The 15,254-nt window shown below is 42.7% G+C and carries 16 protein-coding genes and 1 pseudogene; 5 read left to right on the plus strand and 12 right to left on the minus strand.

The genetic code is table 11. The features are described 5' to 3' along the window. Positions 1 to 74 precede the first annotated feature (74 nt). The gene (locus tag RMY16_RS13030; protein WP_322660799.1) at positions 75 to 794 is read right to left on the minus strand and encodes a tetratricopeptide repeat protein; all 720 of its coding nucleotides are present in this window, start codon (positions 792 to 794) and stop codon (positions 75 to 77) included. A 521-nt stretch (positions 795 to 1,315) separates the two neighbouring features. On the opposite strand from RMY16_RS13030, the gene RMY16_RS13035 reads away from it, so the two are divergent. Beyond that, the gene (locus RMY16_RS13035) at positions 1,316 to 1,780 is read left to right on the plus strand and encodes a hypothetical protein (RefSeq protein WP_322736719.1); all 465 of its coding nucleotides are present in this window, start codon (positions 1,316 to 1,318) and stop codon (positions 1,778 to 1,780) included. A 6-nt stretch (positions 1,781 to 1,786) separates the two neighbouring features. Next, positions 1,787 to 2,344 carry a glutathione S-transferase family protein gene (locus RMY16_RS13040; RefSeq protein ID WP_322736720.1) on the plus strand — a complete coding sequence of 186 codons (558 nt, stop codon included), beginning with the start codon at positions 1,787 to 1,789 and terminating at the stop codon, positions 2,342 to 2,344. 101 nt (positions 2,345 to 2,445) lie between these two features. Here RMY16_RS13040 and RMY16_RS13045 read toward each other — a convergent pair whose 3' ends face one another. From RMY16_RS13045 to RMY16_RS13060, 4 genes are all read right to left on the minus strand, one after another. Next, the gene (locus RMY16_RS13045) at positions 2,446 to 2,937 is read right to left on the minus strand and encodes a YajQ family cyclic di-GMP-binding protein (RefSeq protein WP_012411046.1); all 492 of its coding nucleotides are present in this window, start codon (positions 2,935 to 2,937) and stop codon (positions 2,446 to 2,448) included. 99 nt (positions 2,938 to 3,036) lie between these two features. Continuing rightward, complete coding sequence (locus tag RMY16_RS13050; RefSeq protein ID WP_322736721.1) at positions 3,037 to 3,435, minus strand: MAPEG family protein; 399 nt, start codon at positions 3,433 to 3,435, stop codon at positions 3,037 to 3,039. A gap of 87 nt (positions 3,436 to 3,522) precedes the next feature. Then, positions 3,523 to 4,026 (minus strand): hypothetical protein, encoded by a 504-nt coding sequence (locus RMY16_RS13055; protein WP_041565591.1) that lies wholly within the window; start codon positions 4,024 to 4,026, stop codon positions 3,523 to 3,525. Positions 4,027 to 4,110: 84 nt separating this feature from the next. Further along, positions 4,111 to 4,299, minus strand: coding sequence for a hypothetical protein (locus RMY16_RS13060; RefSeq protein WP_322736783.1), 189 nt, complete (start codon positions 4,297 to 4,299; stop codon positions 4,111 to 4,113). Positions 4,300 to 4,348: 49 nt separating this feature from the next. On the opposite strand from RMY16_RS13060, the pseudogene RMY16_RS13065 reads away from it, so the two are divergent. Continuing rightward, positions 4,349 to 4,537: pseudogene (locus RMY16_RS13065) on the plus strand (monooxygenase family protein); the annotation flags it as partial. A 61-nt stretch (positions 4,538 to 4,598) separates the two neighbouring features. Here the strand turns inward: RMY16_RS13065 and RMY16_RS13070 are convergent. Next, positions 4,599 to 5,693, minus strand: a complete 1,095-nt coding sequence (locus tag RMY16_RS13070; protein WP_322736722.1) for a phosphotransacetylase family protein — start codon at positions 5,691 to 5,693, stop codon at positions 4,599 to 4,601. A gap of 321 nt (positions 5,694 to 6,014) precedes the next feature. On the opposite strand from RMY16_RS13070, the gene RMY16_RS13075 reads away from it, so the two are divergent. Then, positions 6,015 to 6,176, plus strand: a complete 162-nt coding sequence (locus RMY16_RS13075) for a hypothetical protein (protein ID WP_322736723.1) — start codon at positions 6,015 to 6,017, stop codon at positions 6,174 to 6,176. A gap of 40 nt (positions 6,177 to 6,216) precedes the next feature. Here RMY16_RS13075 and RMY16_RS13080 read toward each other — a convergent pair whose 3' ends face one another. The 5 genes from RMY16_RS13080 to RMY16_RS13100 form a co-directional block, all read right to left on the minus strand. Beyond that, complete coding sequence (locus RMY16_RS13080; RefSeq protein WP_194045060.1) at positions 6,217 to 6,594, minus strand: response regulator transcription factor; 378 nt, start codon at positions 6,592 to 6,594, stop codon at positions 6,217 to 6,219. Between the two features lie 222 nt (positions 6,595 to 6,816). Next, positions 6,817 to 10,188: a PAS domain S-box protein gene (locus RMY16_RS13085; RefSeq protein ID WP_322736724.1), complete on the minus strand. Its 3,372-nt coding sequence runs from the start codon at positions 10,186 to 10,188 to the stop codon at positions 6,817 to 6,819. A 13-nt stretch (positions 10,189 to 10,201) separates the two neighbouring features. Continuing rightward, positions 10,202 to 12,163, minus strand: a complete 1,962-nt coding sequence (locus RMY16_RS13090; protein WP_322736725.1) for an ATP-binding protein — start codon at positions 12,161 to 12,163, stop codon at positions 10,202 to 10,204. Then, entirely contained in the window at positions 12,150 to 12,317 is a 168-nt protein-coding gene (locus RMY16_RS13095; protein WP_322736726.1) for a hypothetical protein, read from the minus strand. The genes RMY16_RS13090 and RMY16_RS13095 overlap by 14 nt, the downstream gene beginning before the upstream one ends. Before the next feature lie 383 nt (positions 12,318 to 12,700). Further along, positions 12,701 to 13,201 carry a fatty acid hydroxylase gene (locus RMY16_RS13100; protein WP_322736727.1) on the minus strand — a complete coding sequence of 167 codons (501 nt, stop codon included), beginning with the start codon at positions 13,199 to 13,201 and terminating at the stop codon, positions 12,701 to 12,703. Between the two features lie 1,140 nt (positions 13,202 to 14,341). Between RMY16_RS13100 and RMY16_RS13105 the strand changes: the two genes are divergently transcribed. Continuing rightward, positions 14,342 to 14,488: a ribbon-helix-helix protein, CopG family gene (locus tag RMY16_RS13105; protein WP_094348756.1), complete on the plus strand. Its 147-nt coding sequence runs from the start codon at positions 14,342 to 14,344 to the stop codon at positions 14,486 to 14,488. A 500-nt stretch (positions 14,489 to 14,988) separates the two neighbouring features. Here RMY16_RS13105 and RMY16_RS13110 read toward each other — a convergent pair whose 3' ends face one another. After that, the gene (locus tag RMY16_RS13110; protein ID WP_322736728.1) at positions 14,989 to 15,168 is read right to left on the minus strand and encodes a CopG family transcriptional regulator; all 180 of its coding nucleotides are present in this window, start codon (positions 15,166 to 15,168) and stop codon (positions 14,989 to 14,991) included. Between the last annotated feature and the right edge of the window lie 86 nt (positions 15,169 to 15,254).

Consider the following 15,254-nt stretch of genomic DNA (forward strand, 5'->3'; position numbering starts at 1 on the left):
GCGTCACCAAACTCTAATTCAAAATTAATCAATTATTTTGAATTTTGAATCCCCCAGAAGAACTAATCTACCAATTAGGACGCTGATTGAGATAGTAACTCATCTAGCCGATTTTCAATTTGTAAACGCAAGCGACAACCAGTAATATCCTTATTGTTATCGAGAGAGGGTAGTTGAGTAAGGGCGCGACGATAATCAGCGATCGCACAATTCCAGTCGCCCCAAAGGTGATAAGTCCTGCCGCGCTCAGCCCAGATATGACCTTCTAGTTGACCGAAAAGCAGTGCTAGCTCAAAATTTTCAATTGCCGCCTCGTATTGCCCCAAATCACGCCAGGTAATGCCTCGGTTAATCCACGCGCGGACATGGTGAGGTTTCAAATCAATCGCTTGATCGTAGTCGGCAAGTGCTACTGCTAATTCTCCACAAGCCGCGTAGTAATTTGCCCGGTTATTATAAGCACTAGCCAAATAGGGATTAAGTTTAAGGGCAGTGTTATAGTCGGAAAGCGCTTTTTGCCTTTCGCCACTTTGAAAATAAATTAGCCCCCGGTTGTTGTAATCAACGGCATTGTGGGGGTGGCGGCAGATTAGTTGGGTTAAAAGTGCGATCGCTTCAGTATAATTTCCTTGTTGAGCCAAGCTCAAAGCATAAGAGCGTAAGTCGCTATCCCCGAAAGTACATTTGCTGCGATCGTTTTTCCTCTGCTCTTGAAGTTTATTTGTAGTATTTAGAACATACTTGTATTGGTTACTTTGCTGGTCATCGTCAGCTAAAAATGAGTGAATATTCATCTTTCCCTGCTTGAAATCCCTGCTTTGTTAAATAAAAGTCTAGTTTTTTAACGCTGGTGATTTTACCAGTATGTCTATTCTCAAGGTACTTATGGTTACTTTAAAGCCATCTTAAGACTGAGATTTAAACTACTCACACCAGTAGAAATCTACCCTTTAAATAAACAATTGCTCCTCAAACCTATTCATAGATACTTGATCCCGAAGATGAATTCCAGAAATAGCAGACGTTAATCTTAAAGACTAGTCAAGTAGTGAGAGCGACAACTTGGTAGAATGCCAACAAGCCGTTCATTTAGAGATGAGAAAGAGGAGACGGGGACTGGTGGCAAAGGAAATGAGGGAGATGAGAGAGACAAGGGAAATAATAATCCCCAATCCCCAATCCCCAATGACGGCAGTTGCTCCACTTGGGGAGACCCCTTTGCGCTAGCCTCTCCCTTGGGAGAAGACCGCATGCCTCCCCAATGCCCCATACCCCAATCCCTAAATTCAATTTTTAAGTTTTGAGAAATTTTCCGATGACAACCGCAATTTTCTATCCCAATGCCCCTGATTTAGCAACCGATGATTACATTGTGATCGGCTTGGCAACCTGCTTTGTCAAAGAAGATGGAGAAGTTTATCAAATCGAAGTTATAGAACCGATTCCCTCTGCGGCTTTGGAAGCGCTGTTAAAGGGCATTCCTACCTCCTATAAGCTGGCTCATGCCACAACTTTGGGATCTCTGCTGGATGGCGATTCACCACTGCTACCAGATGGCTTTCCAGAGTCGGCTCAGTTTGGAGAGGAATTTGTGCCACGGGCATTTGCAGCCGCTCGTACCTACAAGCGTCGTGAATCTGCAAAATCCCTGATTCCATTAGGTACAAACTACACTGAATTTAAGTATTCCATTGAGCGGAAACGGGTTTTAAATGCCGCCAGAGTTGTTACCAAAGAAGACAATATTAAACAGCATTCTCACACTCACAAAGTGCTTTAAGTAATTATGCTAAAACTTTACGGTGGCGCTCGTAGTCGAGCGTCAATTGTCCACTGGTATTTAGAGGAATTAGGAATTCCCTACGAATTCGTTAAGCTTGATATGCAGGCGGGTGAACACCTCCAGCCTGCATATTTAGCAATTAACCCATTTGGTAAAGTTCCAGCAATTGTTGATGGGGATTTCCAGCTTTGGGAATCTGGGGCAATTTTGCTATATCTTGCCGATAAATATAGTAAAACTCCACTTTCACCAGAGGAACATGCTGTATTTTCCCAATGGGTGTTGTTTGCAAATGCTACCCTTGGTCCAGGGATTTTTGTGGAAGCAAATCGAGAACGGGAAATGCCCCGCTTGTTGACTCCGTTAAATGAAATTTTCAGTAAGCAACCTTTTTTACTTGGCAATGAGTTCACTGTTGCTGATGTGGCAGTGGGGTCTATTTTGAATTACATTCCCATGATACTGAAGCTAGACCTCAGCCCCTATCCAGCGGTGTTGAACTATATGAAGCAGTTATCTGAGCGTCCGGCATTTCAAAGAAGTATTGGCGGACGGACTTAAAATAATTCGTAATGACGCTCCTGCGGACGCTCGAGTACTCGCTAACGTAATTCGTAATTCGTAATTCGTAATTGAATTTTTAACTACGAATTACGAATCTTTTAACGATAATTTGTAAATTGCAAAGCAACTGGGTAGTCTTCTTGTTTTAGCCGCTGCATGACAACTTGCAAGTCATCTTTAGATTTGGCAGAAACCCGCACGGCATCCCCTTGAATTGAAGCTTGTACCTTTTTGAATTCGTCCCGAATCAATTTGGAAATTTGTTTGGCAATTTCCTGACTGATGCCTTTTTTGAGTTTGATTTCTTGACGCACGCGATTACCACTAGCTGATTCAACCTTGCCAAAATCAAAGATTTTTTGGGAAAGGTTACGCTTGGCGGCTTTTTCTCGGAGAATGGTGTGTACAGAATCTAACGTAAACTCGCTGTCCGTACTAACGTTAATGCTTTCTTCAACTAACTCGACAGTAGTTTCAGTGTCTTTGAGGTCGTAACGACCTTTGATGTCTCGTATAACTTGATCGACAGCGTTAACTAACTCTTGTCGGTCAAAGTCGCTCACAATGTCAAAGGAAAAAGTAGAAGCCATAAAACATTTTGGATTTTAGATTTTGGACTTCGACTTCGCTTAGTCGAACGATTTTGGATTGGGAAAACTCTTCCCCAGTCCCCAGTTTCCATGCCCCAATTAACTAGTAGCTTGGATGATGCTCAAGAAAAAGAGAGTGGCAGAGCTAGAGATGCCAATCGCAAACATCAGCGATCGCAAAAGGGGTATATTCAAAATATAAAAAATCGAGTATAGCAAACGGGCAACCACAAAGGCGATCGCAGCTACTTGGGCTGTAAAAGAATTTACACCAGTCACATAAGCCATCAATGCAGCTGCGGCAAATATCATAAAGGCTTCAAAGGTGTTCTGATGTGCCCAAGTAGCCCGTTGGGCATAAGGTGGCAATTTATCAAACATGGCGCGAGGAGTAGAAAACATTTCATATCCAATACGCGCACGGGCATAAGCTACTAGCAAAAATGGCACGTAAATTAGAACGGCGGCAGCAGCGATCGAGTACAAAAAAATTATCATTACTTATTAGTCGTTGGTTATTAGTCATAAGTCATCAGTCATCAGTCATTAGTCAAATGCAAATGACAAAAGACAAATGACAAATGACTAATCAAAGTAGAAAAGCGTCACAACTTTTCTTTGTTCTTCTGCATCCTGACAAGTTTGTAACAGGGTGCGGCTGTCGTGAAATGCAAAGCAGATTAGTTGCTGGCAACGCGAGACAATTTCCTTGTTGCACAAATAACTAGCTTCAGCAAGAGACAGATTATCATTACTGGGATTTTCGACTAGATGCATTACCTGTTCTAGTTGCTGGCGTGATTCCAAAGGCTGGCGTTCCAGGCTTTGGGGTAGAATCACCGTCAACAAATTTGCATCAGCCCGCGTTGCTCCCTTGATGGCCGCTGAATTTGTACCTGTAGCACCAGAAGTAATGATTCGATTACCCGATAAAACTAGGGCATAAGTCATCATTTCAATAAGATTCTGATGCGTAATCGGCACATGACGAGAACCCAGCAAGGCAATTCTTTTAGAACCCGTTTGCTGGATTGTCGCCAGTTCTTGCGCTAATGTATCGAGGTTAATAAGGTCTGTTGATTGGCTCAAAGATAGACATAATCCGATTAAACGACCCAGATATTTTACCAAACAGCGTGTAGATGCGAGGAAAACTTGAGTTAAACATTACTACTAATTTTCGATTGTTTGGTTTAGTAACCCCACTAGTTGGTTGCACCAGGCTAGCCAATGTGTTTCGTAACTAATCCTATTTAGGAAAGTCAAATACTGAAATTTGCCTGCTTCTGACAGTTCTTGCAGATTCTGAAAGTAACGCTGTTCTAATTGGCGATAGTTCGAGGATTTGGAGCGTTTTGCCAGAAATCCAGTCGATGCACATTTAAAAGCTTAGTAAAGGTTTAATCAAGCCGTTAGTACTGATGGCAGTGTGGGCATTTGGCACGAAACTTATTTCATAAAACCGGGAAGATATAAGGCGATTTATGGCAATATGCCTGTCTTTGGATTAGCTGCTGCAACTAAGCACATCCCAGCTATGGGGCGGAAGGAAAGAGCACGCCGTCCCTTGGGAGGTGACGGCGAACCAGATGTATCCTAGCAATACAGCCTCCTAACTGATAACTGAGCATGGATGCTCTTAATAGTTTGAGTTGATGAATCTAAGACAATGCCGCTGCGGGAGTTAAACCTAGTTTGGATAACAAGCGGTCAATGTCAAAATGCTCGGACATCAACTGACGAATATACTGAACCTTAATCGGCTCGTGGACACGGACTTGACCAAAAGTGCGGTCAACAATTCCGACAGTAGTTAGGGTATCTAAGTCAACAGACAAAATGGGTATTTCTAGTTCTTCAGCGCGACTGAGAATGAACGGTGGGGGTGGTAGTTGCCCAGTGAGAATTAAACATTGGGTAGAAGTTTCCAAAGCCGCTTGCTGAATTTCCACCCGATCGCCTCCTGTCACCACTGCCATATTCCGGCGTTTGCGGAAATATTTCACAGCTGAATTGACATTCATCGCTCCAATTGCCAGACTTTCTACCAACAAATCCATGCGATCGTTACGACAGAGAACATCAGCCTTTAACTGTTTGACTAGTTCGCCAACACTCACACTACGGAGCAAATCGCTGTTTGGCAGCATTGCTAGCACCGGAATACCTTGCTGTTCCAAAAATGGTAGCACGAGAGTTTCAACTGCTTCTAGTTGGGTGACAGGGATATCATTGATCACAGCTCCAATCAAGCGATCGCCCACACGCCTTTTAGCAGCTAACAGTGCCTCAACCGAAAGCAACGATTTATAGCGGGCTACTAACAGCACACCAGCATCCAATACTTCAGCCATTTGCAGTAAAGACAAGTCAAACAAATTGCCTTCGGATAAATCACCAGGCCCCTCCAGTAACACCACATCTCCTTGAGATTTATGTAAATATTGCTGTATTAGGGACTGCTGATAATCGGTTTTGTCTTCCCCCCGTAAGCGCTTTTGCACATTTGGTTCATCCAAAGCCAGCATTGTAGGTGCAATGCGGTTTTCCGGCAAATTGAGGCTAAGAGCGATGAACTGGACATCTTCTTCAATTACGGTTCCACTAGACGAATTGAAAGACGTACCGAGTGGTTTACCGTAAGTAATATCCAGACCTTTTTGCTGTAGCTGATGAGACAAACCCAGAACAGTTGCAGATTTACCGCTGTAATTCTCGGTTGATCCAATCAGCAAATATTTAGGGGATTTTGGCACACATGCACTCCTAATTTCAAAAGTCAGAAGAACCCAGCTAGGTGTTTCCTAATTCTAGTTCCTTCTGGCAAAAGCCTCTCGCTCTCACAAATTAAGCTTTCCCAGAATTACCTTCTGAATCAGCAGGGGCAGGAGAAAGGTTTTCTTTCCTTGTGTCGGCTCTGCTAACCTGTACGCCTACCTTAAAGATTTGTCATAACAAATAGCAAACTAAAAATCTAAGAGCTTCGTTGCTATAGAAGGGTTGGTAGGGTCAAAGAGGATTTGCCACAGATTGAGTGGGTTATCTTTATATGTGTTATTTGATGCAATAGGTAAGTTATGGATATTGAAGAATTGCTGGAAAGGTATGCTGCTGGAGAAAGAAATTTTAGGGAGGTTGATTTGAGTAGCAGCGATTTGACTGGTGTAAATCTCAGTGGTGGCTACACCATTACGTATGAATTAGCACGACAAATAAAGTACTGCGATCGCCTACGTTAAATTGGAAGCGATCGCAGATGAAAAGCCTTCATAAATTTCCTCAAAAACCCAACACCTGCATTGATTTTTCAAGTACTTCTTTGGGGCGAAATGGTTTAGTTAGATATAAGTCTGCACCAACCTCAATTCCTTTTTGTTTATCAAATTCCTGTCCTTTAGCTGTCAAAATTATGATGTAGATGTCAGTCATTTGCAGGTCATGTTTTACAATATGGCAGACTTGCAGACCATTCATTTTCGGCATCATTACATCAAGAAAAACTAGGTTTGGTTTTTCAGTTTTAATAGTTTCGAGAGCTTCTTCTCCATTTCTAGCAGTTAGAAGTTCAACACCCTCATCTTCTAATGCTTCTAAGGCTTGTTCCATCAAAATCAAGATATTGGGTTCATCGTCAACAATTAAAATTTTCTGGGTCATGGGGATTGGTGATTGAGGATTGGGAAGTGGGATTGAGCATTGGGCATTGGGAATTAAAGATTGGGGATTAGAATAATTATTTAACCTGTTACGGACTTTGCTCGATTACCACGCAGTCGAAACTCAGCACAAGTGACTAATGACGGTCTACACGGAAAATAGTGCAATATTTAGGTGCGTTAGCTTACCAGTCCCCAATCTTCAATCCCCACTCCCTAGCAATTACTGTTCTGACAGCATAATAAAAAATACATTTTCCAACTCCTTCTCAAACCGGAGGGTTTTCACCAAATCGGCTTCTTGAGAGAAGATAGAATCGATGATGATCATGTCAGGTTTGGCTGACAGGGCTTGATAAATACATTCTTGCGGATCGGAGGCTTCAATCACGCTGTATCCCTGAGTTTGCAGTACATCTGATAGGGTTTTTAAGGCTGATGCATTTTTATCTACAACCAATACCTTTTTACTAGAAGTGCCTTGGTAAAGCAGTGAGCCAATTTCGTTGAGGAGTTTTTCTGTGTCAATCGGCTTGGTGAGATAGCGATCAATGCCAATATGGTAGCCCCGTTCTTTGTTTTCAATAATCGACAGAATAATGATCGGAATGTCTGCGGTCTGAGGATCGTTTTTAAGAACGGCTGCCACATCGAAGCCGTTGATTTGGGGCATCATCACATCCAAAAGAATCAGATCGGGACGGGCTATTTTGATTTGATGAATTGCATCCATACCGTCTTTTCCTTCGCGAACGTTGTAGCCTTCGTTTTCCAGTTGTTGACGAAGCAGTTCCCGAATATTAGCGTCATCATCTACAACCAAAATGGTTTTACGGTTTTGGTTTAGCACAGCGTTTTTGGTGATGACGTGTTCTTTGAGTTGTTTGACTAGGGTATCCAAATTCAGATTAGCAGTGGTTTTTTGATCGCTGGCGTAGGTGGGAATAATGAACGAAAATATGCTGCCTTTACCTGGTTCACTCTCAACCCAGATTCTACCGCCGTGATGATCGACGATTTGTTTACAGATGGGCAGTCCTAACCCTGTGCCTTTGGGTTTGTCGGTGAGGGTGTCGCCAACTTGGCGGAATTTCTCGAATACCTTCGGCTGGTCTTCAGGTGCAATCCCAATGCCTGTGTCGATGACGCTAATGCAAACACCGTCGTTTCCTTGTTTGACGCGACAGGTGACACAACCAGATTCGGTAAACTTAACGGCATTGGAAATCAGGTTGATTAAAACTTGCAGCAAACGGTTGCGATCGCCTATTATCTGAGGCAGTCCAGGTTCAATCTCGCTGACCAATTGCAAGCAATTGGTTTCAAATAACCCGGCGGTAGAATTGGTTGCCCAATCGAGTAATTCACTGGGATCGAGAGGCTGCATCTGCCATTCCACTTTACCTGCTTCCATCTTGGCGATGTCCAGGACATCGTTAATCAAAGATGTGAGCCGTTCTGCTTCCGAGACAATAATGTTGAGATTGTCAGCCACCCGCTTAATCGTTTTCTGAAGCTTCCGGTCTTCGGTAGAAATCATTGGGAACACATCGGTTTCAAGCTTTTCTTGAATAATCGACGCAAAACCGAGGACAGAAGTCAGTGGCGTCCGTAGTTCATGGGAAACTGTTGAGATGAAGTCGGTCTTCATTTGGTCGATTTCCTTTTCTGCGGTCACATCCCGAATCAGCAGCGCCGAACCGAAGCAGGCAGCGGATTCTGAATCTGTCGTCTTTTTGAAAATAGCGGTTGCCACTGCCTGACCAATGCGTTCCTTGGTGAGTGCAACTTCGGCAGAGAACACTTCTCCAGGATGGGACTGAGTTCGTGCAATTAGGTCTGCTAAACCAGATATCGGTAGTCCTCGGTAATGACCATTAAGGGCGGTGGCTGTCAATCCATACATGGCTAAAAAGGCAGGATTGAAGTGGGTAATTTGTCCTGTGGTGTCTGCCACTAACAAACCATCTGCTAAGTTATCTAAAATGGCATTTAATCCCTGCGCTTCTGCTAGGGTATTTTGCAGGGCAGCTGTGCGATCGACAACTCTGGCTTCCAGTTCTTGATTCAGTTGGCGCAGAGCGATTTCTGCTTGTTTGCGGGCTGTAATATCGGTATTGATTTCTAGCATAGCGCAGGGCTGACCAGATAAATCTCGTTGCAAAGTCCAGCGGCTCTGAACGGTGATCGGTCTGCCATCGCGTGTGATGTGTTCCAGTTCTCCTTCCCAAGTGCCCTCCCGGAGAAACTCTGATAGAATTTCTTCTAAAGGTTTTGAAAAGGTTGATTTTAGAAATGCCTGAATGTATTGGCCTTTCACTTCTTCACGCGTCCAACCGTAGAGCCTTTCGGCACCCTGATTCCAGTGAGAGATTTTGTCACTCATGTCGCGGACGATGATGGCATCGCTGGAATGATTCAACATATCCAATAAACGTTGATTTTCAGCTTCTGCCAGTTTGCGATCGTGAATATCAGTACAGGTGCCAATCCATTCCCGAATACTGCCGTCTTCTTCCAAGACGGGGGCACCACAGACAGAGAAGTAGCGGTATGTGCCATCCTTGCCATGCAGCCGATATTCGGTTTGGTAGATACCTCGGTTTGCCACAGCAGCATTCCAAACTTCTGTGGAGTTGGCACGGTCATCGGGGTGAATTGGATCGATCCAGCCCCAACCTTCAACTTCAGCTTCGCTCTGCCCCGTATAGTCCATCCAGGTGAGCATTTCACTACTTATTCCCAGCCCTTCCGGGGTAGCTCCCCAGACGATCTGTGAAGTAGCAGTTACTAACGAGCGATATCGTTCTTTAAGACGTTGATTTTCAGCTTCTGCCAGCTTGCGCTCGTGAATATCGGTGCAGGTGCCAATCCACTCTCGGACGCTGCCATCTTCTTCTATAACGGGCGCACCCCAGACCCAAAAGTAGCGATAGTTGCCATCCTTGCCACGAATTCGGTATTCAATTTGATACATACTCAGGTTTGCCACGGCAGCACTCCAGACTTCTCCGGTGTAGGCGCGATCGTCAGGATGAACGGCATCAATCCAGCCCCCATTTTCCGCTTCAGCTAGAGTTTGACCTGTATAAGCTATCCAGCTTGCCAGTTCAAAGCAAATTCCTTCTGGTGTGCTTACCCAAACAATTTGTGTATTAGCAGTTACCAGAGAGCGGTATCGGGCTTCACTCTGTTTCAGGATTTGTTCATGATGTTGGCGTTCCTGCTGAACGCGTCGAAGGTCGCTCATATCCTCCACGCTAGACCAGATCAGCTGCTCTCCATCTTTCTCAATCATCAGTCCAGAGATCCTGACCGGAACCAGATGCCCATCTTTGTGGATTAACTCCTTCTCATAAGGGCTATAGCGACCAGTTTGTTCTAGGTTCTCTAGCGTAGCTTGGTCGGCGATCGCATAGTTTTCAGGAGTAATCTGGTGATAGTTAAGATTCAAGGTTTCTGGAACAGTGCGCCCCAAAATCGCAGCATAGGCGGGGTTGATGTTAATTAGTGTCCCATCTGTTCGGCATAGTACTAGCCCAACAGGACATAGTTCAAATAGCTGACTGTTGGATTCATCAAGTTGTTTAAACATGGTTGAGGTTTCTTTAGTGGCGTGTTTGAGTAGGGTTAGAACAACAGAACCAAGACAACAAAGTGGCGTAAAGCTTTAACGAAATTGGGTGGTGTTGAAACATCTGGTAAATTTGATCGGGTGATGCACCTTCTACAGCTGGACTGTGCTGCGAAAGTCGCTGGATCAATTGAGTGTGGCGGATCAGCAAATCCGTTGGTTTGAGCATTGGGGCTGTTGATGGAATGAAGCCGTCGGCATCGAAGGTGGAGGATAATTCGGTTGTAGGAACTGGCGACTCAGAAGTGCTATTTTGTTCTTCAGCAGCGTCTGCCAATGCACAATTGACTGGAATCTGAATCCAGAATTCTGTGCCTTCACCCGGTTGAGAACGACACTTAAGCATTCCCCGATGTTTGTTTACAACAATTTGGTAGCTGATTGCCATGCCTAACCCGGTTCCCTTGCCAACATCTTTCGTGGTGAAGAAGGGATCGTAAATGCGACGGATTACTTCCTCCTTCATACCTGGACCGTTGTCGGCAATACGAATCACAACCCACTGGTTGTCGAGGAATTCAGTACGAATGGTGATTTGCCCCGTAGGGAGAGATATTTCTTCATTGCCCATTCCCTCCTCTAGAGCATCAATGGCATTTGCCAGGATGTTCATAAATACCTGATTCAACTGTCCGGGGTAGCATTCTATCAAGGGAAGTTTGGCATAGTCTTTAACAATTTCAATTTTCGGTCGGCGAATAGCCGCTTTCAGGCGATGGTGAAGAATCATCAGCGTCCCATCAATGCCATCGTGGATGTTGACGGCTTTCATTTCTGCTTCGTCATGGCGGGAGAAGTTTTTCAGGGATTGGACAATTTCTACGATGCGACCTGTGCCTAGTTTCATCGAATCTAGCAGTTTGGGGAGATCCTGCATGATAAATTCCAGGTCTATATTGTCTAACTCTGATTCCAGTTCTGGAGGAGCAACAGGTAGGAATTTCTGATACTTTTCTAATAGGTGCAACAAATCTTGGGCGTATTCGGCAACATACCTTAAATTGCCGTAAATAAAATTAACCGGGTTGTTGATTTCGTGGGCAACTCCGGCAATGAGTTGTCCTAGACTGGACATTTTTTCGCTTTGGATCAATTTAGTTTGGGCCAATTGCAACTCATGGAGAGCTTGCTGAAGCTTCTGTGTTTGGGCTTTTGCCTGGACGGCTGCTTGAGTGCTTTGCTCGTAAAGCACAGCTTTGTCAATGGCGATCGCTGTTTGAGAGGCAAAGATACTTACCAGTTTCAGGTGTTCAGCCTTGTATGAGTCAGTTTTGGCCGTTCCAATAGCGATCGCTCCCAGTACCCGCTCTTTGGCTCGTAACGGTACACAAATCATCGCACTAACCTTTTTTTGCCCCTCTAATCGCGGATCGGCTTGCACATCATTGACGAGTTCTGCCCGGTTGGATTGCACAATGTTGCCGATAATTCCCTTACCCGGTTCTGGCTGATTGTGGTCAAAAAACACTCCGAATTCGGCAATAATTTCAAACGCAGTTGCATCTGGACTCAAAAGCAGAATCATCCCCGCAGATGATTCAATTAATTGACTCAATTCTTGAAGCACAAGTTGGGCAATCTGTCGCGTATCTAAACTTGTTGTCAGTTGAGTCGAGATATCGTCAAACAAATCAATTTCCTGATATCGCTCTAGCAATTCTTTGGCGAGTACTTTCTTTTCAGCTTCCTGCTTTGCCAGAAATGAGAGCAAATTTGCAAGTAGAGTTGCCTGTTCTTGCCCAACAACCCAACCGATGATTTCTCCTGAAACCTCGATTGGATATCGATTTTCTCCAGTTTGCTCCCCAATGCTAATCAGTTTTGTGCCGTCTACCAGTTCAACATCAATCGCGATGTTGAACTGGTAGACTAAGTTATGAATAAGAGATGGCAACTCTTTTTTGTTGAGCATCTTTCTGAGGCTAACTGCGGGCATGAAACACCTCATCTAGAGCAGATTGCAAATTTTTAGCAATCAGTGTTGATTCGTTGGCGTAGTCTCTCAAAGAGACACCTACACTGTATTGCAATTCACCCCTTTGCATAAGCAAGCTACGCCTAGCATCTCCCGAAAAGAAAGGAATTGTCATAAAAATCTAGGGATATAATATATTTACTAATTAAGACTAGTTTTCCCAAAAACATTAGTGATATAACAGTGAAGTCGAGCGGTAGTGAATACCTTTAAACTCTGTACCAGAGGCATTCTTACGTTCTTATAACTCGCTTACTGTTTGAATTCTAGAATAACTATAAGTAAAAATTTTTTAATTAGATAAAAGCATAGATTTAAATCTATGGTAAATTCATGTTTCTTGTCGCTACTCCTCATAAATTGGGAATTAGCTTTATGAGTATATTAGGTGAGCGCATTTATGAGAGTAGAATAATTTTCTTAAGTCTACTAAAAGAAGCTGCGATCGCAGCTTCTTTTAGTAATTTTAAAAAGTATTTATGTAAGCGCTAATTTTAGTTATATCCGAGAATCACGAAAACGAAGTCTGAGTAATCGCAGCCAGCGTAACCACATTTGTGCTGGTTGTTCAAAGAAGGTGAAAATATCGCCGAAACCTAAATTAGTTTTGTGATGATGTAACCAGTGTCTCTCAGGAGTGGTAATAAATAGAATTTGACATAAAATATTTACAGGCTTTGGAGTTTGCCAACCCAGTACACTTATGTGTCTCCACCATACATGAAACTGACCAAACAGTAATCCAGAGATAACGCCAATCGGAGAGAAAGACCACAAGACTACTGCTACAAGTACATAAGGTAAAGCTCCCAAGATCCCATCTAAAAGAACTTGGGGATTAAAAGTCAAAATAGCGTAGTGGCGGAAGTCTTTCTTCCAGGAGTGGTGCGTTTTTAAATGAAGGCTACCAAAAACGTGCTCGGGTACGTGATAAAAGAATGTAGATAAAAAATCGCCAAAAAACAATAATAACCAAGCAACAGCGATAGCCTCAAGCATTTGTACTCCTCAAGAATAGTTAAGAAAACTCCACAGAAAATATGCAAATGTCATGCTGTGGACGTAGACCCCAATACGGTTCGGATAAGCATTTTGAACTCAGAATTACCTTTGGGGAAAAGGTTAAGGGTTAAAGATTTTTCTTCCCCTTTCCCCTTTAAGCGAATCGTATTAGGACATAGACACCTAGTTTTCCGCCATTCAAGCAGGATCTGTGCGTCTCATGTGCCTACACTCCGGGTAATTTGGCTCGGAGTATATGTAATTAGGTCAGTTGCAGTTTCTATGAATCTCCGATCCTTAATGCACTAATCAGCAACTCGTAAGAACCTCCAATTTGACTTTTAGCTCTGGGTTAATGGTATTGATACCCCTAAAACCCGATTGAAATACAGTATTTTACCATAGTTACTACACAATCTTCTTACTAAGGCATACAGCGTAAGCAAAGGTTGAGTTAAACTTAGTACAAATTTAGGTTAAGGCTCTCTGCAATATTGTTAATTCCAAATTAATTACAATTAAGCTTCAAGTATGACTCTAATTAGAATAGTATAAATAGATATTCTGCCAATATTCATTCAGTTATTGATGTGAATTAAGCAGTTTTACAACTTAATTTAAATGCTGTAAAAGTTGGATAATCTAGAATTAACTAGATGCCATAGATATTTTTTGTAAATCGAGTAATAATATCGCTCTAAACCTGCACTTTCAATGATGAATGAATATTGAATAGACAGGGATATTTTTATAATTTATCTTTATTTGCCAAGTGCGCTGTAATTCGCTAACTCTAGACTATTCGCTCGCTCTTGTTGTAGACACTGGCGACTTTATGTGTCGCCCTTGTCCTGTGGTTGCTGCTGCACATAGCTTGCTACGCGCAGTAAACGTGTAGGTATGAGATTACAGTCTAAGCTAAAAGGGATAAAAAATTAAATGATAAAGTACCAAATATTGATTATTCCTCTATCATTTCTAGACAAGTTAGTAAATCAGTAAAGCACATCTGCAATATTTATTTACAACGTGTCCTATTGAAAGGGTATGTCAGTATATCCAAAATTTAGGTTACTTTCCAGTTGGAAGGTAAAATCAGGATTTGAAGTTATGATTACACGATTTATCTGTTTCAGTATGAACAAAAAATGGGCAGTCAAGCGAATTACTATAAACCTGGCATCAAATGAAGCCAAAAACCTTGAAAAATATTGTGAACAGACAGGCAGGCCAGCAACAGATGTAATTAGAGAACTTATTCGAGCCTTGCCACTGACGAAATAAAAGTAGATTTGCGAACAATTTTACCTTGGTTCATTTTCAAGATATAAGCATTAGATATTTGGTTTAATTGGAGGTCTTAAATTAAGAGTTAGTAATTTTTTGCGATGATTGAGAGGAATGTAAAAATTTAGTTTCTGGCGTGCTGCACCCATTTACGACGGGCGCAACGCGCCGAAAACAAGATGACACGAGATCGCTATTATTGAGTTGCACAACGAGGAGTGAGAGAATATTTTTTTGGTTCTGTGACTATCCTTATTCTGTGGTCATCTTCGTCATAAAATAATCTCTAGCCCATATTGTTCCAAATTTTCGCAACAAACAACAGCATTGAGGTAGCAAATATACAGTCGTCAGGATCTAATCTATGATTACTGCTCTTGCAATTACTCACGTCAAAGTCAAATTGGAAACCTTTATCCAAATCTACAACGCCTTCTACTTAAGCTATAACTCTTCTGGACTGGCGCTTTTCAGACTTGGCGTCAACGTTCAACAGGTCAAGGCAAAGCTTGAATGAGTTCTCGAATTACGTCTATTGGTAGTTTGCCTGTCTGTTCACAATACTTTTCAAGGTTTTGGGCTTCATCTGATGCCAAGTTTATAGTGATTCGCTTAAGCGCTCTTTTTTGACTGGAGGTTGTCAAACGGGAAAATTTAAGTGCAGCAGTTTTATTCATTGATTGATAAGCTAGACATATACAAACTTTCCTTATCAAGATTGCCAATTCTGAGCTGTCTTTACCAGTGAAAATCGAGATTTTGA

Origin of the sequence: Nostoc sp. DedQUE12b, from assembly GCF_034530835.1 — a bacterium.
In the GTDB taxonomy this organism is placed as follows: Bacteria; Cyanobacteriota; Cyanobacteriia; order Cyanobacteriales; family Nostocaceae; genus Nostoc.